The organism is Ensifer sp. PDNC004, from assembly GCF_016919405.1.
In the GTDB taxonomy this organism is placed as follows: Bacteria; Pseudomonadota; Alphaproteobacteria; order Rhizobiales; family Rhizobiaceae; genus Ensifer.
Genome location: NZ_CP070353.1, coordinates 549,168 through 570,112, shown reverse-complemented (window position 1 = coordinate 570,112; position 20,945 = coordinate 549,168). Strand labels below are relative to the sequence as shown.

Annotated in this window: 22 protein-coding genes; 7 read left to right on the top strand and 15 right to left on the bottom strand. The window is 63.1% G+C overall.

Annotated elements, in window-relative coordinates:
- Positions 1 to 215: 215 nt before the first annotated feature.
- The 5 genes from JVX98_RS10745 to JVX98_RS10725 all read right to left on the bottom strand — a co-directional run bounded on the left by JVX98_RS10745 (position 216) and on the right by JVX98_RS10725 (position 4,845).
- Positions 216 to 1,073, bottom strand: a complete 858-nt coding sequence (locus JVX98_RS10745) for a transporter substrate-binding domain-containing protein (RefSeq protein WP_205238583.1) — start codon at positions 1,071 to 1,073, stop codon at positions 216 to 218.
- 64 nt (positions 1,074 to 1,137) lie between these two features.
- Entirely contained in the window at positions 1,138 to 1,914 is a 777-nt protein-coding gene (locus JVX98_RS10740; RefSeq protein ID WP_205239426.1) for an ABC transporter ATP-binding protein, read from the bottom strand.
- Between the two features lie 2 nt (positions 1,915 to 1,916).
- Positions 1,917 to 2,639, bottom strand: a complete 723-nt coding sequence (locus JVX98_RS10735) for an ABC transporter permease (protein ID WP_192446421.1) — start codon at positions 2,637 to 2,639, stop codon at positions 1,917 to 1,919.
- Positions 2,639 to 3,358: an ABC transporter permease gene (locus tag JVX98_RS10730; RefSeq protein WP_205238582.1), complete on the bottom strand. Its 720-nt coding sequence runs from the start codon at positions 3,356 to 3,358 to the stop codon at positions 2,639 to 2,641. The genes JVX98_RS10735 and JVX98_RS10730 overlap by 1 nt, the downstream gene beginning before the upstream one ends.
- A gap of 32 nt (positions 3,359 to 3,390) precedes the next feature.
- Positions 3,391 to 4,845: a M20 family metallopeptidase gene (locus tag JVX98_RS10725; RefSeq protein ID WP_205238581.1), complete on the bottom strand. Its 1,455-nt coding sequence runs from the start codon at positions 4,843 to 4,845 to the stop codon at positions 3,391 to 3,393.
- A 273-nt stretch (positions 4,846 to 5,118) separates the two neighbouring features.
- Here JVX98_RS10725 and JVX98_RS10720 point away from each other — a divergent pair, with 273 nt between their 5' ends.
- Positions 5,119 to 5,775, top strand: coding sequence for a GntR family transcriptional regulator (locus JVX98_RS10720; protein ID WP_205238580.1), 657 nt, complete (start codon positions 5,119 to 5,121; stop codon positions 5,773 to 5,775).
- 24 nt (positions 5,776 to 5,799) lie between these two features.
- Here JVX98_RS10720 and JVX98_RS10715 read toward each other — a convergent pair whose 3' ends face one another.
- Entirely contained in the window at positions 5,800 to 6,441 is a 642-nt protein-coding gene (locus JVX98_RS10715) for a VIT1/CCC1 transporter family protein (RefSeq protein ID WP_205238579.1), read from the bottom strand.
- A gap of 81 nt (positions 6,442 to 6,522) precedes the next feature.
- Entirely contained in the window at positions 6,523 to 7,413 is an 891-nt protein-coding gene (locus JVX98_RS10710; protein ID WP_034788138.1) for a LysR substrate-binding domain-containing protein, read from the bottom strand.
- A 112-nt stretch (positions 7,414 to 7,525) separates the two neighbouring features.
- Between JVX98_RS10710 and JVX98_RS10705 the strand changes: the two genes are divergently transcribed.
- The 5 genes from JVX98_RS10705 (at position 7,526) to JVX98_RS10685 (ending at position 11,256) form a co-directional block, all read left to right on the top strand.
- Positions 7,526 to 7,801: a hypothetical protein gene (locus JVX98_RS10705; protein WP_192446426.1), complete on the top strand. Its 276-nt coding sequence runs from the start codon at positions 7,526 to 7,528 to the stop codon at positions 7,799 to 7,801.
- A 99-nt stretch (positions 7,802 to 7,900) separates the two neighbouring features.
- Positions 7,901 to 8,104, top strand: a complete 204-nt coding sequence (locus JVX98_RS10700) for a hypothetical protein (RefSeq protein ID WP_043619754.1) — start codon at positions 7,901 to 7,903, stop codon at positions 8,102 to 8,104.
- A 374-nt stretch (positions 8,105 to 8,478) separates the two neighbouring features.
- The gene (locus JVX98_RS10695) at positions 8,479 to 8,790 is read left to right on the top strand and encodes a T6SS immunity protein Tdi1 domain-containing protein (RefSeq protein WP_192446427.1); all 312 of its coding nucleotides are present in this window, start codon (positions 8,479 to 8,481) and stop codon (positions 8,788 to 8,790) included.
- 446 nt (positions 8,791 to 9,236) lie between these two features.
- Positions 9,237 to 10,241: a GlxA family transcriptional regulator gene (locus tag JVX98_RS10690; protein WP_034788530.1), complete on the top strand. Its 1,005-nt coding sequence runs from the start codon at positions 9,237 to 9,239 to the stop codon at positions 10,239 to 10,241.
- A 415-nt stretch (positions 10,242 to 10,656) separates the two neighbouring features.
- Complete coding sequence (locus JVX98_RS10685) at positions 10,657 to 11,256, top strand: YdeI family protein (RefSeq protein WP_205238578.1); 600 nt, start codon at positions 10,657 to 10,659, stop codon at positions 11,254 to 11,256.
- A gap of 2 nt (positions 11,257 to 11,258) precedes the next feature.
- Here the strand turns inward: JVX98_RS10685 and JVX98_RS10680 are convergent, their stop codons facing one another.
- The 7 genes from JVX98_RS10680 to JVX98_RS10650 form a co-directional block, all read right to left on the bottom strand.
- Complete coding sequence (locus JVX98_RS10680) at positions 11,259 to 11,696, bottom strand: DUF805 domain-containing protein (RefSeq protein ID WP_205238577.1); 438 nt, start codon at positions 11,694 to 11,696, stop codon at positions 11,259 to 11,261.
- A gap of 353 nt (positions 11,697 to 12,049) precedes the next feature.
- The gene (locus JVX98_RS10675; RefSeq protein WP_205238576.1) at positions 12,050 to 12,463 is read right to left on the bottom strand and encodes a DUF805 domain-containing protein; all 414 of its coding nucleotides are present in this window, start codon (positions 12,461 to 12,463) and stop codon (positions 12,050 to 12,052) included.
- Between the two features lie 233 nt (positions 12,464 to 12,696).
- Positions 12,697 to 13,173: a VOC family protein gene (locus tag JVX98_RS10670; protein WP_043619793.1), complete on the bottom strand. Its 477-nt coding sequence runs from the start codon at positions 13,171 to 13,173 to the stop codon at positions 12,697 to 12,699.
- A gap of 112 nt (positions 13,174 to 13,285) precedes the next feature.
- Complete coding sequence (locus JVX98_RS10665; protein ID WP_246764997.1) at positions 13,286 to 14,578, bottom strand: diguanylate cyclase; 1,293 nt, start codon at positions 14,576 to 14,578, stop codon at positions 13,286 to 13,288.
- A 292-nt stretch (positions 14,579 to 14,870) separates the two neighbouring features.
- Positions 14,871 to 15,704: a response regulator gene (locus JVX98_RS10660; protein ID WP_192446433.1), complete on the bottom strand. Its 834-nt coding sequence runs from the start codon at positions 15,702 to 15,704 to the stop codon at positions 14,871 to 14,873.
- 185 nt (positions 15,705 to 15,889) lie between these two features.
- Positions 15,890 to 16,963: a cyclic nucleotide-gated ion channel gene (locus JVX98_RS10655; RefSeq protein ID WP_205238574.1), complete on the bottom strand. Its 1,074-nt coding sequence runs from the start codon at positions 16,961 to 16,963 to the stop codon at positions 15,890 to 15,892.
- Between the two features lie 128 nt (positions 16,964 to 17,091).
- Entirely contained in the window at positions 17,092 to 17,502 is a 411-nt protein-coding gene (locus JVX98_RS10650; RefSeq protein WP_205238573.1) for a GFA family protein, read from the bottom strand.
- A gap of 168 nt (positions 17,503 to 17,670) precedes the next feature.
- Here JVX98_RS10650 and JVX98_RS10645 point away from each other — a divergent pair, with 168 nt between their 5' ends.
- Positions 17,671 to 19,080: an adenylate/guanylate cyclase domain-containing protein gene (locus JVX98_RS10645; protein ID WP_043619738.1), complete on the top strand. Its 1,410-nt coding sequence runs from the start codon at positions 17,671 to 17,673 to the stop codon at positions 19,078 to 19,080.
- Positions 19,081 to 19,121: 41 nt separating this feature from the next.
- Here JVX98_RS10645 and JVX98_RS10640 read toward each other — a convergent pair whose 3' ends face one another.
- Complete coding sequence (locus JVX98_RS10640) at positions 19,122 to 20,879, bottom strand: adenylate/guanylate cyclase domain-containing protein (RefSeq protein ID WP_205238572.1); 1,758 nt, start codon at positions 20,877 to 20,879, stop codon at positions 19,122 to 19,124.
- Between the last annotated feature and the right edge of the window lie 66 nt (positions 20,880 to 20,945).

Genomic DNA, 20,945 nt, shown 5'->3' with positions numbered 1-20,945 from the left:
AACACATTCAGCGCTCATAAGCAAACGTCGACAGATGGGCTTGTACGCAGCGATTGTGTCCGAAAGATGACCGCACGCGCTGCGCGTTGCTATAAATAAAGCAGCCCGGCCAAACCGCCTCGCAAGCACACGAGCACCGGACACTCCAAACACAAAAAGCGCCGCGCGTTGGCGGAACACGCGGCGCTTCGGTTGAGGGGGCGAACCGACCCGGCTTATTGCGGCGTCAGGTCGAATCCGAACCACTTCTCCGACAGGCGCTTGATGGTGCCATCCGCCTTGGCAGCTGCAATCGCATCGTCGAACAGCGCCTTCAGTTCCGGGTCGGTCTTGCGCAGGCCGACGGAGCTGCCGGCGCCGAGAAAGCCGCCCTGGAAGCGGGGGCCGGTGATGACCATGTCGCTGTTGGCAGGCTTTTCGACAGTCGTCTTCAGGTAGCCCATGGACGCCATGACGAAATCGACGCGGCCGGCGACGAGATCGAGATCGTGCTGCTCGGTCGTCTTGTATTCACGCACCTCGACGACGTCCTTCAGATATTCGTCGATGAAGCGTGCTGCGATCGAGGCGGTCTGGACGCCAATGGTCTTGCCTTCAATCAGCGGCTTCAGCTCGTCGACCGCCTTGCGCGCGCCGGCCTCGTTGGAGGCGAGCGAGAACAGCTCACCCTTCATCGGCAGGGTTTCGAGGTCGCCACCCTTCAGCGTCGCGAAGGCCTGGCCGGTGCTGCCGTAGGACATCGAGAAGTCGATGACTTCCTTGCGCTTCTCGGTGGCCGACATGCCGGCCATGATCGCGTCGAACTTGCCAGCGTTGAGCGCCGGGATCATGCCATCGAAGGACTGCGCGATGACGGTGCATTCGACCTTCATGTGGTCGCAGAGGATCTTGCTGAGCTCGATCTCGTAGCCGTCGAGCGTGCCGTCCGCCTTGGTCAGGTTATAGGGCGGAAAGGCACCTTCGGTGGCGATCGTCACCTTCGTCCACTTCTTGTCTTCGGCCTGCGCCGGCATGGACATCAGCCCCGCGGCAACGGCAAGCGCCGATGCCATGATTGCGGTGGTCTTTTTCATTGCAGCATTCCCCTTTTGTGGATGTTGATTGCTTTGTTTTTCGGCCCGCCGATCACGGCAGGCTTCAACTCTTGATGAACTGGCGGAAGCGCTCCGACTTCGAATGGGTGAAAACTTCGTGCGGCGGCCCCTCCTCCTCGATCGTGCCCTTGTGCACGAAGACGACGCGGCTGGAGACGTCGCGGGCAAAACCCATCTCGTGGGTGACCACCAGCATGGTGCGCCCCTCCTCGGCGAGCCCGCGCATGACGCGCAGCACTTCGCCGACGAGCTCCGGGTCGAGCGCCGAGGTCGGCTCGTCGAAGAGCATCGCCTTCGGGCGCATGGCCAGCGCGCGGGCGATTGCGGCGCGCTGCTGCTGGCCGCCGGAGAGATGCGAGGGATAGTGGTTACGCTTGTCGGCAATGCCGACCTTCGCAAGCAGCGCCTCCGCCTCCTCGATCGCTTCCGCCCGCGGCCGCTTCAGCACATGCACCGGCGCTTCGATGACGTTTTCGAGCACGGTTTTGTGGGACCAGAGATTAAAGCTCTGGAACACCATGCCGAGTTCCGAGCGGATGCGGTCTACCTGCTTCTGGTCAGCCGGGCGGCTGCGCCCGTCGCTCGACGCCTTCAGCCGGATCACCTCGCCCGCCACCTCGATGGTGCCCGAATTCGGCACCTCCAGCATGTTGATGCAGCGAAGCAGCGTCGACTTGCCGGAGCCGGAGGATCCGAGGATGGAAATCACCTCACCCTCGCGCGCATCGAGCGACACGCCCTTCAGCACCTCGACCGGGCCGAAACTCTTGTGAAGGTCGTGCACGCGGATCGCAACCGGCGTGGTAACGGCGGCGGACATGTTCAATGGGTTTCTCCCTTGAGTTCGGCGGCGATCGGCAGCGGCGCGCGCAGTTGCGGGTTGAACCGGTATTCGGCCAACGCAACGAGCCGGGTCAGCGCGAAGTTGATGGCGAGATAGATGAGACCGGCGACGACGAAGACCTCGATCACCCGGTAGCTCTCCGAGATCAGCTTGGCAGCGACGCCGGTGATCTCCATCAGCGTGATGATCGAGGCGAGCGAAGTGGCCTTCACCATGGAGATCATCTCGTTGCCATAGCCCGGCAGCGCCTGGCGCAGCGCCTGCGGCATGACGATGCGGCGGAAGATCATCAGGCGACCCATGCCGCAGGCCCTTGCCGCCTCCACCTGTCCGTGCGGCACCGAGAGCAGCCCGCCGCGGATGATTTCGCTCGCATAGGCGGCCGTGTTCAGCATCAGCGCCAGCACCGCGCACCAGTAGGGCTCGCGCAGAAGCGGCCAGAAGATGCTGTGGCGCACCGCCGGAAACTGGCTGAGGCCGTAATAGATCAGGAAGATCTGCACGAGCAGCGGTGTGCCGCGGAAGAGGAACACGTAAGTGCGGGCAAAGAGGTCGAGCGCGAGGATGCCCGACAGACGGGCGAGCGCCAGCCCGAGAGCCAGCACCGAGCCGAGCGCGATTGACGTTGCGGCCAGCTCCAGCGTCAGCGGCAGGGCTGCCGCCAGGCTCCAGAAGGTTTCGAGGGCAAATTTGATATCCATCAGCCCCTCCTGACGCCGCGCGAGAACCGACGCTCGGTGACCTGAAGGATGAGGCCCGAGACGGTGGAAATCGCGAGATAGATTATCGCTGCAATGAAGAAGAAGTCGAAGGGGCGGCTGGTCGACCCCGCACCGATCTGCGCTTGGCGCAAGAGTTCGACGACGCCGGTCACCGAGACCAGTGCGGATTCCTTCAGCACCACCTGCCAGACGTTGCCGAGGCCCGGCAGCGCATAACGCAGCGTCAGGGGCGCGGTGATCCGGCGGAACTTGAGGAGCCGGCCCATGCCGCAGGCGGTTGCCGCCTCCAGCTCGCCCGGATGCACGGCGCGGAAGGCGCCGCGATAGACCTCGGTCTGCTGGGCGCCGGAGGTGATGCCGACCGCAAGCGCACCGGCGATGAAGCCAGGAAAGCTGACGAAACCCTCCGCGCCGAACAATTGGCCGACGGCTGTCACCACGGCGCTGCCGCCGAAATAGAAGAGATAGATGACCAGGAGGTCGGGAATACCGCGAAGGACGGTGGTATAGGCCTCGGCGCAACCGCGAACGACCGGGCCGCCGGAGATCTTTGCCCAGGCGCCGAAGGTACCGATAAGGCCGCCGATCGCAAAGCCGGCGACGGCGATCAGGATCGTCATCCAGGCGCCGGCGGCAAGCGCCGGCCCCCAGCCGTCCGGACCGACGCTGATGATGTCAAGGAAACCGGGCTCAGTCATCGCAGCGCCTCCCTTCGCTTGTGATCGATGACTTAACCATGGACGCCCCCGGGGATCGGCGCTTTCACGTCGCCGACCCCAGGGATCGGCGGGTCGACATCGTCAGGAATGGGATTGACGAAGGGCGTGCCCTCCAGCCGTGCGACGTGATCGGCCTTGGCCTCAGCGATCAGCGCCGGATCGAGGATCAGCTCGATTGCCGTGCTCGCCATCACCTTGGCCGCGTGTTCCATGCCCTTGTGGGCGGCGGGCAGCTTGCCTTGCGCAACCAGCTGCCAGGAATGGCCCGGCGTACCGATCGCGTAGGTCGCGCCGCGCATCTGCACGGTCGGCACCACCCAGCTGACGGTTCCGACATCGGTGGAGCCGACGAGCGTGCCGGCGCCGTTTTCCGGCGGAAAGATCGTATCGCAAAGGGCAACGCCGCGGCGCAGCTTGAGCCCGAAGCGCTCAAAGGCAGAGGCGATATCCTCACCGGTGAAGGTCTCCTGGAACTTGGCCGCCATGCGCCGGTCGTCCTCGTCGAACTGCGGCGGTCCCAGATGCTCGAGCTGGCGATGCATCAGCGCTTCGAGCGGCGTATTGCCGACGAGGTTGGCGTCGCCGCTGACGATCTCGTCGGTGACGGTGGTTCCGGTCATCATCGCGGCACCCTTGGCGACGCTGCGGACACGTTCCACGAGATCGAGCAGCTCCGGCAGGCTGCGGGCGCGCACGAGATAGCGCGCCTTGGCGCGGGCCTGCACCACGTTCGGCGCGTTGCCGCCCGTATCGGTAACCGCATAGTGAATGCGCGCCGATGACGGCATGTGCTCGCGCAGATAGTTGACGCCGACATTCATCAGTTCGAGCGCATCGAGCGCGCTGCGGCCGAGATGGGGGGCAGCCGATGCATGGGACGCCCGGCCGCTGAAGCGGAAGTCGAGCTCGTTGCAGGCCAGCGAGATCGGATTGTTGACGCCGGCAAAGGGTGCAGGGTGCCAGGAAATCGCGATATCGACATCGTCGAACACGCCGGCGCGCACCATGAAACCCTTGGATGAGCCGCCCTCTTCCGCCGGGCAGCCGTAATAGCGCACCCGCCCCTTGATGCCGTTGGCGGCGAGATAATCCTTGACGGCGGTCGCCGCCATCATCGCGCCGGCGCCAAGCAGATTGTGGCCGCAGCCATGGCCGTTGCCACCGTCGACCAGCGGCCGCTCCTCGGCAATGCCTGCTTCCTGGCTGAGGCCGGGCAGCGCATCGAACTCGCCGAGGATGGCGATGACCGGTCCGCCCTCTCCCGCCTCGCCCATGACAGCCGTCGGCATGCCGGCGATACCGCGCGATACGCGAAAGCCCTCGGCCTCCAGCAGTGCGGCGTGTTCGGCCGACGAGGAAAACTCCTCGTAATTGGTTTCCGGCGTATCCCAGACCCGGTCACTGAGCACGAAGAACCGTTCGCGCTTGGCTTCGAGCAGGTCCCAGACGTCACAGGCATTTTTCATCGTTTCTTGACTTCCGCAACAATAGTAACCAGAATTGGCGCCAATTTATGATAACATTTTTGGATACACAAGAGGGCCCTGAAACATTTCGCGCAATGTGCACAACGGCGAGAGGCAGGCTCGCAACGCCGCTCTCGCGCATTGAATTGTTCGGGACGGCATCATAGTTTCTCCAAAAATGGAGCCAATTCCGCCGCAGCAGGCAGCTTGGGACATGCACCAGAACCATGCGGCGGGGGCCGGCGACAGGCGGGAAGAGAGTGTAAGGCAGGAATGAGCGACGATCTGACGGAAATGCTGGCGGCCGAGGAAAAGCCCGAGGAGAAAAAGGATGTCACCGACCTATTGCTGCACGACATCCTGACCGGGACCTTGCCGGCCGGAGCCTGGCTGAAGCAGATCGACCTGGAGCGCCGCTACGATTGCACGCGGCCGGAGGTGCGCCGGGCGCTCGACCGGCTGTCACAGCGCCGGCTGGTGCAGCACAATCCGAACCGCGGCTACCAGGTCTATGAACTCGATGACCAGCGCACGCAGGAAATCAGCGACATCCGCGTGATTCTCGAAACCGGCGTCGCCGACCGCATGGTTGCCAATGCAACGCCCGCCACCATCGCCGAGTTGCGGCAACTCGCCCGACAGTTCGACGAGATGTCGTTCCGCGGCTCCATCATGGAGCATTACGATGCCAACCTCGCCTTCCACCGCGCGCTTCTCATGCTCGCCGGCAATTCCGAACTCGTCGACGTCGTCGCCGAAATCCGCCAGCGCACCGTATCCGCGCCGGTGTCGCAATGGCGCACCCGCGCCCGCATCGAGCAGTCGGCCCGCGAGCACCACTTGATGGTCGACGCGCTGGAAGCCCGGGACCTGCCCGAACTGAAACGGCTGATCGAGATCCATATCCGCCAGGCGCCGATCAAGACCTGAGCCTTGCCGGCGCCCTGGACTTGACTACCCGCCAAAGAGGATCGTCACGGCCACAAGCACGGCGCCGATCGCCGTCATCGCGAGGGCCATTGGCCAGGGGCTGCGGCCCATGTAGCGGCCAAGGCGTGCGCCGATGACGAAGAGCATAGCGAGCGCGATGGCGTTGGAGGCGCGCATGGCGAGCCCGACGTCCGTCAGCAGGAACGGAATGCTTGGCGGCAGGGTCGAGGCGACGACGAGCAGGAAGATCGCGACGGCCGCCTTCAGGTCGCGCGCGGTCACGACCCTGTGCCTGGGATCGGGGGAAAGCGCCCTCACCCGGACAAGCAGCGCTTCCGTTTCCTTCGGCGAAGAGACGCGGCGCACATCGTCGGGCAGGCTTTCGAGAAACAATTCGCGGGCGCGATCGAGCCGCTCATGCCTGAGCCGATCGAGGAAACCGCGCCGTCGCACCCGCTCCACCACCGTCGTCAGCACATACATGACGCCGTCGACGATGCCCCAGGCGATGTTGCAGCCGAGGGCGGCGACCAGCACGGCATTGACCCCACCCTCGCCGCCCGCAACCGAACTCATCGTTCCCGTGAAGGACAGCGCCATCAGGAGCCCGAAGATGATCTCCGACAGGCGATCGATCGGATCGAGAATGCGCGACCGCTCGCTCATGCCCGGGCACTCTCTGAACGTGACCGGGACGCCAGGGAGGCGGCGGGCAGCGACCGGGAAGCGCGCAACCGCTACCTCCCCTTACTGGACCTGCAGATCGGCGAAGGCGTCGCGCACATGATCGGCAACCGCCAGCACCGGCGCCGGCGCATCCGAGATCACCTGCAGGCCGATATTGTAGTGGCCGAGATCCGGCAGGCCGTCGCGCTCGCCGAGCTGCACCATTTCCCCCTGGACGAGGTAACGCGGCAGCGGCGCGATCGCGAGACCGGCGAGCACGGCGGCGCGCTGCCCGGTGGTATAGGCGCTGAGGAACGCGATGCGGAACTTGCGGCCGGCCCGCGCCAGCTTTTCCACCGCATCCGCCCGCCAGACGCAGCCGTCCTCCCACATCGACACCGGCAGCGGATCCTTCAGATGGGCGCTGCCGCACTTGGCGCCGGCCCAGACCAGCTTCTCCTGCATCAGGATTTCGCCGTTGCGCGGCGTTCCCTCGGTCAGGCTGTTGAAGATGGCGATATCGAGCCGGTGCTCGTCGACCTTCTTGCGCATGGCGTTGCTCATGCCGATCGATACGTCGACAGTGACATTCGGGTAGGATTCGGCGAAGCGCTTCAGCACCTCGGGCAGGATGCGCTCGCCCACGTCCTCAGGCGCGCCGACCCGCACGACGCCGTTCATGTCCGGCAGCAGGAAGCGCGACACCGTTTCATTGTTGAGCGAGAGGAGCCGGCGGGCAAAGCCGAGCAGCAGCTCGCCCTTGGGCGTCAAGGTGACCGAGCGCGCATCACGCAGGAACAGCGTGCAGCCGAGCATTTCCTCGAGCTTCTTGATCTGCATCGAGACAGCCGACGGCGTGCGATAGACGGTTTCGGCGGCGGTGGTGAAGTTGCCGGTCTCGGCAATCGCGATGAAAGTCTTCAGCACGTCCATTTCGAGAAGCGGAAGCGCATGGCGCATCAGCATGTTCATGGCGGCACCCTCATTCAGAAAAATTGAAAGATTGCTTCACTTCATTTCGTTTGATTGAACATCAGGGATGACCGATAGTCAAGCTCAAGGACGACGAAGGAAGGAAAAACCGATGTCCGCCGAGCTTGTTATCGCCGCTTCGAAGAGTTCCCTCCGTAACAGCCGCCTGCCGCAGGCAGTGGTAAAAAAGGAGCATAGCAGGAGCAACGACATGGTCCTCAACGCCCTCAACCAGATGATCGCCGTCCTCGACGGTGTTGCACGGCAACGACGCGAAAAACAGATCGCACGGAATCGGGTGGAAGCCCGGCGCGAACTCGCCAAACTGCCCCAGAGAGTCCGTGACGACGTGATGTTTGCGGACCCGCTAATCAATCACCATGTTTGATGGAAGGCATCAAACATATTCGTTGGAATGATAAGTCAGGTTAGACCATAAATATCATCATGGTCGCGACCTGCTGAGACACTCAGAAGGAGCCATGAAATGTCCAACACTCATCTTTCATCGGCCTCGGAACGGGCATCCTCCCACTCGTCCCTTCCGGGTCTCTTCAATCTGCAGGTTCGTGCCTGGGCAGCGTGGAAGCGTCATCGCCAGGAACGGGCTCTGGAAAACCTGTCCTATGACACGCTGAAGGACATCGGCTTCCCGTCGGTGGACGATGCGGTGCACAAGACCGAGCAATGAACGACGGCGTGACCTGTCTCTTCTGAGAGTTACGTTCCGGATCAACCGAAGGGCATCGCCGACAAGGCGATGTCCTTTTCGTTTGCGCGGATGGTTCGGGTATGGCCCCAACCTTGGTCACCATATTGCCTGTGACAACTGCACCGATCTCTCTCGTGATCATAAGTTGTGCATGAGGGGCGCCCGCGCTTGCAGCGAAACTGCCGACCCATCACAATTGCCGGATGCAACAGGACCACTCGGATTTCCTTGCCTGTGAGATAGACGCTGTCCACCTTGACGCGTGGTCAGACCTCCTGCCCGTACCGTGCCGTATCTTGCGGGCTAACCTTTTCGGAGACGTGTTCCTCGCGGATGCCGCGGGAGCAATCCACATGTTGGAAGTCTCCGCTGCTTCGATCGCGCTGATTGCGGCTTCCGAGGACGAGTTCCGTCAACGTTGCATCGACGACGCTGAAGGGTGGCTGCTACGCCGACTGGTGGATCGATGCCGCTCGGCAGGAATGGTTCCTGGCCCCGCTCAGTGCTACGCCTTCCACACACTTCCTCTGTTTGGCGGCGAATACAAGGTCGACAACATTTGGATGTGTGACTGGAAGGAATGGTTGAGCTTTACGGCTACAATATATTCGCAAACCAAAGACCTGCCGGATGGGGCCACCGTCGCAATCAAATTAGCCGACTGAGGCCGCCTGCTCGGCAACAAGCTGTTTCAATGATCGGCATGGCCCGATGCATCTTTGCCGATTTTAATTCATGCGCTTCGAGCCGTTGCTTCCCAATGGGCCCAACCGGGGAGCAATCGTCAGCGCGCAGTACCCGGACTTGTCTCATACCGACACCCGCAGTATCCGCGAAAAGAGTCGCAATCGGCAAACACAACCCTTGCGCGCGCTTTGCAGATGTTGCGTATCTCTGGCAGTTCTTGTCCGATAGCGTCAACCGCACTGTAAAAACTGTCGCTTTCCTTACAAAAGCCGGAAAGCGGGGCCGAACCGCCTTTTGCCGCGCGATGTCGCAATGCGAAATCTCTTTGCGGTCGCTGCTATCCATGCGAATGTCGCAAACAGACAAGCCGAAGAGTATCTTCCAAGCGACGAATATACCCGCATCGCCAAGCATGGGAAGCCTCATGAACAAGCCACTGACCAAAAAGCGTTCTCTCGTCTTCTTCCTGGTGCCGAACTTTTCCATGCTGCCCTTTTCGGCGGCGATCGAAACGCTCCGCATCGCCAACCGCATGCTCGGCTACGAGGCCTATTCCTGGCGCCTCGCTTCGTCGGACGGCGAAAAGGTCCTGTCGTCGAGCGGCATCGCGCTCGAGGTCAACTCGTCGCTCGCCGACGAGCGCAAGTTCCTGGGCGGCGAAAACCGCCCCTCGATGGTGCTGGTCTGTTCCGGTATCTATGTCGAGGACTTCAACAACAAGTCGGTCAATGCCTGGCTGCGCGAAGTCTACAACCGCGGCGTGGCCGTCGGCAGCCTCTGTACCGGCGCCCATGTGCTGGCCTCCGCCGGTCTTCTGACCGGCAAGCGTTGCGCCATTCATTGGGAGAACCTGCCGGGCTTTTCCGAAAGCTTCCCGCAGGTCGACGTCTATGCCGACCTCTACGAGATCGACAGCAACATCTACACCTGCGCCGGCGGCACCGCCTCGCTCGACATGATGCTGAACCTGATCGACCAGGATTTCGGCGAGAGCCTCGTCAACCGCGTCTGCGAACAGGCGCTGACCGACCGCGTGCGCGGGCCGCATGACCGCCAGCGCCTGCCGCTGCGCGCCCGCCTCGGCGTACAGAACGCCAAGGTGCTGTCGATCATAGAACTGATGGAGGCAAACCTCGCCGAGCCGCTGTCGCTCTTGGAAATCGCCGAGGGCGCCGACCTTTCGCGCCGCCAGATCGAACGCCTCTTCCGCCAGGAAATGGGCCGCTCGCCCGCCCGCTACTACCTGGAAATCCGCCTCGACCGCGCCCGCCACCTCTTGATCCAGTCGTCGATGCCGGTGGTCGAGGTGGCGGTCGCCTGCGGCTTCGTCTCCGCTTCGCACTTCTCCAAGTGTTATCGCGAACTCTACAACCGCTCGCCGCAGCAGGAGCGCGCCGACCGCAAGCTGACGCTGCAGATGGCGCGGTAACGGCCGATAGAAGGAAACACTCAAAGGGCGGAGCGATCCGCCCTTTTCGTTTGCCTTTCGCGTACAGGCAGCGTTCGCCCGCAGACGCTTCCCCTTCCTCGCCGCCATGCTCGGGCTTGCCCCGAGCATCGGCTTGGCCCGAGCATCCAGGCACCAACCCGTCGCTCGGCATGGATCCTCGGGTCGAGCCCGAGGATGACGAATCGAGAGGTCATCACGCGGGTTGTCGTCTTGCTCACAGCCTGCCTTTGATTGCTTGCCGTTCCGCTCCGTTTGGCGACACCACAACCCTCACGGTGTGACGGAGCTTGCACCCGCACAACTTAGATAGGAATGTCGGTGCGCACCGGGATTCGGCATGTCCATCACATGCCGCGACCAGACCAAACCGCCATCACCACGAGCAGGAGCCGACATGGCACCCGTTGAAATCGATCCCGCCAAGGTCCACGAATTCAAGGATTTCCAGAGCTTCTACGACTGGCTCGCCGCCCACCACCAGAGCGAAACAGAAGTCTGGATCAAGACGCACAAGGTCAACTCCGGCCTCGCTTCGATCACGCCCAAGGAGGCGATCGACGCGGTGCTCTGCTGGGGCTGGATCGACGGCGTGCGCAAGGGGTTCGACGACAGCAGCTTCTTGCAGCGCTATACGCCGCGTGGCAAGAAGAGCATCTGGAGCAAGATCAATGTCGACAATGTCGCGCGACTGATTGCCGAAGGCCGCATGACCGAGCACGGCCTGAAACAGGTGGATGCCGCCAAGGCCGACGGCCGCTGGGACCGCGCCTATGCGAGCGGCAAGGAGATGAAGATCCCCGACGACCTGCAAGCGGCGATCGATGCGGTTCCCGAGGCCCGTGACATGCTTGGTAAGCTCAGCGCCCAGAACCGCTTCGCGCTCGCTTTCCGCACCCACAACATGAAGACCGAGGCGGGCCGCAAGAAGAAGATCGAGACTTTCATCGAGATGCTGAAGCGCGGCGAGACGATCTATCCGCAAAAGGGCAAGTAGAACTATCGCAAGGCGCGACCGAAAGGTCGGTCTTTGCCCTGGCGGACCGGCATAACCCGAGGCTGATCCGGCACCGGCGAGGTTCGACGCCCGACTATCGGGGCCCCAAAGCTGTTTGTGCCCTCGTCGCCCGGAACGAAACCGAGCACGATCAAACCGACCAGCAGCCCTCCCGGGACAACCAGAATGAGGTTCCACCAGCCTGACTGGCCGAGATCGTGCCAACGTCGAATGCTGATGAGTAGCCAGATGACATAGGCTGGCAGCACGATGAAAGGCACCAGCAGGATCGCGTAGAATAAAACCAAGAAGGCATATTCGTTGACACGGCCGGTCGACGCCAGAAAGGCAACCAGTGAAAACAGCAGGAACGTGGCGACGCCCCAAAGCACGACTGTCATAAGCCACCAGCGTTGGCGCCCCATGCGGCCGCTTGTCATCGCCCAAGTCCGCAAATCCAGCCCCCCCCGAAGCGTCGCTCGTCCGGCTCGTGTCGTACTGAGATTCCATTATAGGAAACGGGTTAATAAACCCATTGGTGCGGATACCATGGCAGACACGCCCTTTGATTGCGGGACGGTTTACAACCTGCCGGTCACGGAAAGAACTCGTTGCCAGACGTGACTGTCAGTGGCGCCTAGCCTAATCCTGCCCGTGAAGGCGCGCCAGTTCAGCGATGTCGGGCCTGATCATGCCGACATGCCCCGCCACACGCTCGCCACGTGCAGGGGTGAAAATCAGCGCGACGGCAACGCGCAAGCGGCGCCGTAGCCTTTTGACTTAGCGCCCGGCTTCACTGACCGGCGCGGCCGAAGCGCTGTGCATCGTCTCCGGCGTAGCGAACGGCCAGCGGGCCGAACCGATTGTCACCCTCCTCGCCTGCGAGAAAGCCCAGCATAACGAGGCCCAGCAGCGGCCCGACCACCGGGACGAACAGCGCAAGGTTCCACCATCCGGAACGGCCATGGTCGTGCCAGCGCTTGGTGTTGACCGTGAAGCCGAAATAGAGAGTCGCGGCGATGATGATGGAGGCAAGCATATGCATAAGGCTGAAGCCCGCGGCATAATTGTCGACGCCCGAAAGCGCCAGCAACGCCCCGCCCGCGAACATAGCGACCACCGCCGCGACGCAGATAACGATCTGCGCCAACCACCAGGCCTGACGTCCGATGCGGCCATCAGCACTCGTAAACATCTGCAAATTCACGTCGTTTCCCCCCCAACAACCAATGCGCTTCCAAGCGCCCTCGCGCAGGCCAGCCTTGTGATCCTGTAAACGCTTCGCGCACAAACGGGTAGATGTCATAACGACAAAAAACGCCCCATGGTTGCGCCGATGGCGGGCTTGTGCGTGACATCCTGAGCGTCGTCGGAAGCGGGCCAAAGCCCGCTTGCCGCCCCCGCCGCTCACGGGTCCTGCACCCACGAGACTGCCATTCCCTAGCCGTGGAACGCCCGCTCCAGTTCGGCGATGTCGAGTTTGATCATGCCGAGCATCGCTTCCGTCACGCGCTTGGCGCGCGCACGGTCGGAATGGGCGACCATGTCGCCGAGCACACGTGGCACGATCTGCCAGCACAGCCCCCAGCGGTCGCGGATCCAGCCGCATTGTTCGATCTGCCCGCCGTTTTCGCTGATCGCGTTCCAGATCCGGTCGATCTCCTCCTGGGTGTCGCACTGGATCATGATCGAGAATGCATGGTTGAACGGATCGAGCGGCCCGGCTTCCAGCGCCAGGAATTCCTGATTGCCGAGCGTGAACTCGATGGTCGTCACGCTGCCGGGTGGCCCACTCGGGCTTTCCGCCGGCAAGGTGGTGACGCGGATGATCGCCGAATTGGGAACGAGCGAAATGTAGAAGTCGACCGCTTGGCGCGCCTCCTTCGCAAACCAGAGATTTGAAACGACATTGGTCATGATTTGGGTCCTCCTTACGCCGCGGATCATGTGCGGGTAACCGAAGGACGATCGAGTTCGTTCCCAGCCGACAGGTGGCGGAAGACTTTTGTCGTCGGGTTTTCGCTTTGAACTAGGACGCCAGCGCGTCGAGCAGCGCCAGTTCGGAAATCACCCGGTTCCGGCCGGCATGCTTGGCCATGTAGAGAAACTGGTCTGCGGCGTGCAGGTAGTTCTCGAAGGCTTCCGAGCTCTCGATGGTGGCAAGGCCGATCGAGACCGTGATCGTCAGTTCCTCGTCGTCGGCGACGATGCGGGATTTTGCGAGTTCGAGCCTCAGCGCGTCACAAAAGGCGAAGGCGCGCCGCACGTCGCAGCCGTTGAAGAGAATGCCGAACTCCTCGCCGCCGAGGCGGGCAAGCAGATGATCCTCGCCGACGAGCGCGGACAGGCGCTTGGCCACGTGCTTCAGCACGATGTCGCCGATCTCGTGGCCATAGGTGTCGTTGAGGCGTTTGAAATGATCTATGTCGAGCACGGCGATCGCCGTCGGCTCGCCGCGCCTGAGGCACTGCTCGACCACCCGCGGACCCGCCACGAAAAAGTGGCGGCGATTGTAGAGGTCGGTGAGGTAGTCGCTGGCCGCCTGCCGCTGCAGCGTCTGCAGCCGCTTCTGCACACCGGCGGCCTGCGCAATGCGGCCGTTGAACTCCGCTTCGAGGAAGGGCTTCTGGATGAAATCCGTACCGCCTGCTTCCAGGAAGCGCGCGCCGGCGCGCCGGTCGCCACTGTCGGAGAGGCCGATGACCGGCACCGCGCCGTCGCCCCGCCGCCGTTCCACCTCGGCAAGCAGCGCCGCACCGGACATGTCGGAGAGATCGAGATCGGTGACGACGAGATCGACGGCTTCGCCGCTATCGAGCACCTGCAGCGCATCGGCGGCAGACGCGACCTCGCAGACGGAAATCCGCTGCCGCCGCAAGATGCCGGCCAGTTCGCTGCGTGAGGCAGAATCGGAATCGGCAAGCAGCACCGTCGTCTTGCCGTTGGTCAACGCCCGGTCGACGGCGCCGATCAGAAGATTGATCGATTCCGGCTGGTGCTTGATGACGCAATCGAGCGCGCCGCGCCTGAGGATCTCCTCGCGCGTATGGTCGTTGAAGGCGGCGGTGAAGACGACGGCCGGAACCTGGTTGTCGAGAATGAAGTCGAGCGCCTCGCAATTGGGCGCATCCGGAAGATTGAGATCGAGAACGGCGAGAGAGAAACTGTCAGGCGCCTGTTCCAGCGCTTCTCTCAGCGCCGCCAGCGAGCTGCAATGGGTAACGCGAATGCCGTGGACGGATTCGAGCCCGTACTTCAGCGCCGTCGCGAACATCCGGGAGTCCTCGACAAGCAGCATGCGCTTGTCGCTGTGCTTTTGCACAGAATTCACCCGGCCTGGCGTGCGGCGCAATCTCACGTCCCTGCAACCCCTCTCGAGCCGCAGGCGTGCTTCCCTCAAGGGGTGACGCTGGCTCCCGATATCTTCAACCCGGCCACTTGCCGCGCCTGGCCTTTCGGCCGGCGTGATCCGTGTGACCGGGCTCCCCGCTCCTGCTGCGGCGGATTGAAGACCGATCGGATTGCAATTTCGTTAATACGGCAACCTGTGCGCGGCATTTTTGATGCACGCGCCCGATAATTCTAAGGGGTTTTCGCCCTTCTTGTCTTGATGGTTAAGCAGGAACCCTAACTTTTTCACTGAGTGTGCGGATCTTCGTCAGCGTGTCCAGATTCTGGTTGACGCGGCAGTAGAACTCCTCGTTGACGAAGGGGCGAACGACGAAGTCGTTGCCGCCGGCTTTGAGGAACCGCGCAGACAGAAGCCGGTTGGTCGACGACGAAACGCCGATGATGCGCAACTGGTGGGGCCCGTAGGAACCGCGGATGCGCCGCGTCAGCTCGAAGCCGTCGATATCGGGCATGTTGTAGTCGGTGATGACGAGGCCGATATCCGGATTGTTCCTCAGAAGCTCCAGCGCCATCGCGCCGTTTTCGGCCGAGCTGGTGCGGAAGTTGTAGCGCTTCAGCTGCGTCGTCAGCAGCGCGCGTGCAGTCGGGCTGTCGTCGACGATCAGCACGTGGTGCTTGTGGTTGGTGAGGAACCGGCAGACCGATTCCGCCAGCATGTCGACGGCAAAGACGCTGTCCTTGATGACGTAGTCGACGATCTCCTTGGCGAGGATCTTCTCGCGCGTCGATTCCTGGAACGAGCCGGTAAAGACGACCGTCGGCACGCTCATCTCGATCAGATAGTTGAGCGCCTCGCCGTTCTCGGCCCCCGGCAGGTTGATGTTGGAGATGGCGAGCGAAGCCGGGAATGTCGCGTTTTCAACGGCGAACTGCAGATCGTCATAGTCGCGGCAGACGATGACATCGATGTCGAACAGCTCTTTCAGCCGCTTCGAGACCATCGAGGAAAAGAGGTTGGAGTCCTCGGCGAGCACGATGCGGTGCTCGGCAAGGGATTCGCCGGAATAATACATCCCGGAAACGCCAAAAAATGACATTGAACGCCTATGTAAAAGAGTGTCCCCCTACAGCTCCGCGCGTTCTTCATGCCCGCCTAGTCGCTGTAACTTGCAGGTTCCATGCTAGAGGAGAAAGGCTTTCTTCGGTGTTAATGGGCGGCCGGCGAATTAATGAGAAGGGCGTGCCGGGTTGAGACGCTAACGGCTCCGAACGCCTGCATCCCTCATGCCTCCGGGGTTCGCCCACGCCGCGTCTCGGCGGTCCGGCGGATGACCTCGGCGATCTCCGGATTGCTGCTCGACAGCATCTGAAAATCCTCCGAATAGAGCGACAGCAAGGAGACCTCGGTGGCGGCGGTGACGGTCGCAGAGCGCGGCTCGCCCGATATCAGCGCCATCTCGCCGAAGAAGCTGCCGGGACCGAGCTCGATCGGCGTCGGCGACGGCGTTGCGATCGTCACACGCCCCTCGACGATGAAGTACATCTGGTCGCCCGGCTCGCCCTTGCGGCAGATGATGCTACCTGCCGGCACCACGCGGGAGCGCAACGCTCGGACGATCTCGACGAAGGCGGCCGAGCCGAGCTTTTCGAACAGCGGCACCGCCGCGACCAGCTGCCAGTTGCGCACGAAATCCTGCCGGCGCACTTCTTCGAAAAACCCGGTGGCAAGAATGCCCGCCCAAAGCGCGAAGATGCCGATGCCGCTCATCATCACCAGGCCCGCAAGGACCCGGCCGGCCAGCGACTGCGGGATCTCGTCGCCATAGCCGGTGGTCGACAGCGTCACCACCGCCCACCACATGGCCTGCGGAATGCTGCCGAACTTGTCCGGCTGGATGTCGCGCTCGATCAGGTAGGCGATCAGCGATGCGCCGAACAGCACGATGCCGAAGAGCGAGGTGACACCGACGAGATTGGGCGCGGCGCGCGCCACCACCCGGCCGAGCAGCCGGAAGAAGGTGGAATGGCGCAAGGGCTTCAGGAGCCAGACGCCGCAATAGAGGCTCTGGTCGCGCGGATCGGCGAACAGGAAGGCGGCCAGCGGAATTACGACGGCAACCGCATCGATGACGAGATGCGGCATCAGCGCCCGCCGGTCCGCCGTGGGCCAGGCGGCAAGCGTATCGGCCAGCTGCAGCACGTAGAAAAGCCAGAGGCCGCCAAGCACCAGCTCCAGCGACAATCGCGCCGTCGCGCCGATATTGCGCGTCGTCAGCGCCGCGACGGCGGCAAGGCCGAGCGCTGCGAGCAGCCCGTTGAGCGGCGTGGAAATTCGTAAGAAAGGCCGTGCCGACATTCACTCCCCCAGCGTCCGCCCGCCGACGACACCTCGGCCGGATGGGCGGCAACGCTTTGATCTAAAGCACAATTCCTTGCATGAATCGATGCTCATTTAAGGGGTTTGGAATTTGTGGCGAAACGCCCCTAGTAACGGGTGCCGGCCGGCCCGTCATTACCGGCGCGCACGCGGTCTTCCTGGTACTGCGCAGCCCCTTCGACCGGAGGCAGCCACGGCTCCCGGCGCTTGACCCAGAGTTCGTAGCTCGGCTTCAGCGGCGTCGGCGCCTGGGAGAGCACACCGAGCTTGACTTCGGCCTCGTGTGCATCGACCGAAAAGACGCGCGAGCCGCAATGCGGACAGAAGCACCGACCCTGGAAGTCCGAGATTTCACCCGAATATTCAAATTGTTCCGCCGGCCAAATGCCGTAGAAGGTGAAGGCCGAGCCGCTCTCCTTGCGGCAGTCCATGCAATGGCAGATGCCGACCCGGATCGGTTCACCGCGCACCGAGAGCGTGACCTGGCCGCAGAGGCAGTTTCCCGAAAGTCTCGTCATGACGCGCTCCTGTCCTGACCCGTCTGTCGCCCGACCAAAAAACGACGTGGTCGGGTGTTAAGTTCCAGCCAGTGCTGTGGTTTAGGCTGCAGCGGGCCGTTCCGGCATCGCGCCGCGTGCCAACGAAAGCGACTGCCTCTCGGCCTGTTTTGGGTGTAGGATGCAGGCATGAGTGAAGCCCAGCCTCTGTTCGATATGCTGCGCCAGACCGTGCAGCCTGAAATCGCCGGCGTATTGGAGCGATTTGTCCGGGAAGCGCCGGACCGCAAGCTCGGCCGTATCAACGCACTCGCCTTTGCCGCCGAGCACGGGCTCGACGAGGAAAAGGCGATCGCCGCCTTCCTGCATGCCTCCCGCCTTGGCCTTTTTGAGCTTTCCTGGAACGTGCTTTGTCCCGGCTGCGGCGGCGTGCTCGATGCCAACACCTCGCTGAAGACCGTGCAGAGCGACACCTATACCTGCTCGCTCTGTGCCGCCGGCTATGAGCCGACGCTGGACGAAATGGTGGAGGTGACCTTCACCGTGAACCCGCGCATACGCCACATCGAGGCCCACAGCCCGCACGAACTGCCGCCGCTCGAGTATTTCCGCCAGATCTACTGGGGCTCGGGCATCGAACTGCCCGAGGAGGGCTACGAGGCCCAGGTCGACGACTTCATGATCGAGGCTCTGGAATTGCCGCCCGGCGAAAAGGCGGTGATCTCGCTGCAGATGCCTGCGGAATTCATCATCATCTTCGAGCCGGTTACCCATGCCGCGCAGTTCATCGACGTCAAGGGCGAGCCGACCAAGGAGCGACGCACGCTGTCGCTGGTCTTCGACCGCGGCCATCGCCACGACGAAGCGCTCACCATGCAGCCCGGTCCCCTGCGCATCCAGGTGGAAAACCACACGGATGTGCGCACCCTGCCCTCGGTCTGCATCGCCAACGACGCGCTGCATGGCATTCTCGGCCGGCGCCGGCCTTTCCTGACGGCCAAGCGGCTGCTCTCCAACCAGACCTTCCGCGACATCTACCGCACCGACACGATCGACGTGGACCAGCGGCTGAAGATCACCAGCCTCACTTTCCTGTTCTCCGACCTGCGCGGATCGACCGAGCTTTACGAGCGGGTCGGCGACCTCGCCGCCTTCGATCTGGTGAAAACCCATTTCAGCGTCGTCAACGAGATCGTTGCGGCGGAAGCCGGCGCGGTGGTCAAGACGATCGGCGACGCCGTCATGGCCACCTTCCCGACGCCGGACCGGGCGGTTGCCGCCGCCATGCGCATGCGCGACGCCATGCGAAAGCTGAACGACGACCGCGGCTCGGAAGACCTGCTCTTGAAAATCGGCATCCATGAGGGACCGTGCATCGCCGTCAGCCTCAACGAGCGGCAGGACTATTTCGGCCAGACGGTCAACATCGCCTCTCGGGTCCAGCATCTGGCCAGCTCGCGCGAAATCTTTGCGACCGGTTCGGTGCTCGACGATCCGCGCGCCTCAAGCCTGCTCAGCGATCGTGGCCTCAATCCGCAATCGCACAATGTCGCGCTGCGCGGCATCACCAACGAGATCAGCATCTTCTCGATCCCGTGAAGCGGGCCGGAAACGCAACGCGCATGTCCCGCAAACGGCAATCAGCGTTCGGGCACTCCGGATTGCCGTAGCCCCTCGGCCATCCGATCCCGCCACTGCGGTATCCTCTGAAACCAGGGCAGCGCCCGATACCGCTCGATCGTGAACCCCGCCTCCGCTGCCAGCAGCTTCTGGGCCGCCCATCGGGCGGTCTCCATGTCCCCTGCTAGCGCCGACCAGGCCGCGAGGTGGCGATAGGACCAGGTCACATCGGGATATGTGTTGACGACGTCCTGGGCTATCGCGATGGCTTGCGGGAGAGCCCCTTGCATGGCCATGGAAAAGGCCATCCCCAGTCTCATGTTGAATGCCAGCGGGTCCCTCGGGCTCAGCGTCATCCCACGCTGGAAGCGCTCCGTCGCACGCGCGGGATCGTCGGTGAAAAGCGCGAGCCAGCCGAGGCGCGCCCATGCCCAGGCATTGTTCGGATCGAGCGCCAGCGCCTTTTCGATAAAGGTGGCGGCGCGCTCCTGATCGCCGCAGATGCTCATTGTCGCACCAGCCGCAGTCAAAGCCGTCGGATCGTCGCTGATCGCGCCCGCGCCTTCGATCGCCGCCCGTGCCAGGTCGAGTTCGCGCTCCGGCTGGTCGGTCCACATGTAGGACGCGCTCGAGGCATGGCACCAGGCCAAAAGCGCATGGGCACGGCCGTAGCCGGGATCGACCAGGATCGCCTGCCGAAGCAGTTCGATCGCCTGGTTGTTGGTATCCTTGCGGCGCCCCCAGAGATTGGGGAAGGCGCGCATGACGAAATCATAGGCGCGCAGGCTGGCCGGCGGCTTGCGCTTGGCAAGCTCGATCTCGGCATCGCGGATGGCCGGGTGGATGGCGCCAGCCACCTGCGCGGCGATCCGATCCTGGAATTCGAATATATCCTCGACGGCGCCCTCGTAGCGATCCGACCAGGATTGGGTCCGGGTCTCGGCGTCCACCAGTTGCACGGAAATGCGCAGCCGGTCGCCGCCGCGGCGCACGGTGCCTTCGACCACATAGGTGACGCCGAGCTCCCTGCCGACGTCCCGCACGTCGACGAAGCGCCCCTTGTAGGTGAAGGCGGACTGGCGCGCGATGACGAAGAAGTCGCGGACGCGCGAGAGCGCCGCAGTGATCTCCTCCACGACACCATCGACGAAGTAGTCGTCGCCCGGACCGCTCAGATTGTCGAAGGGCATGACCACGAGCGATGGCTGGTCCTTGCTGCGACCGACCGGCGGCACCCCATCGAGGATGCCGCCTCCGACAGCGACGTCATCTTGCCAGTCGACCCGGAAAACCAGAATGGGCCGGGGAATGTTCTTCAGGTTCCGCTCGCCGAGGCTGGTCAGCGCGAAGGGCACCTTGCCGTCGAGATGTTCACGCACCGCCCCGGAAATGCAGATGCCCGACGGAGCGGCGATCTCCTGCAGGCGCGCAGCGATATTGACCCCGTCGCCGAGCAGATCGTCTCCCGATACGACGATGTCGCCGAGATTGACGCCGATGCGAAACTGCAGGCGGCGTTCTGCGGGCAAATCCTCCATATCGAGAAGACCGCGCTGGATTTCCACCGCGCAGCGCACCGCCTGAACCGGGCTTGGAAACTCGGCGACGAGACCATCGCCGGCACTGCCGAAGATGCGGCCGCCATGGTCACCCACCAATTCGGCAATTCGCCCCCGGCACCGCTCGAGCGCGCGAAGCGTGTTTTCTTCGTCGAGCGCTGCGAGGCGACTGAAGCCGGCGACATCGGCCGCAAGGATGGCTGCGAGCTTTCGATCCACAACGGTGACCGCTCCTGCGGCGGAGGATTTCGCTGAGCCTAATATGCGCGAATTCTAGAATATTCA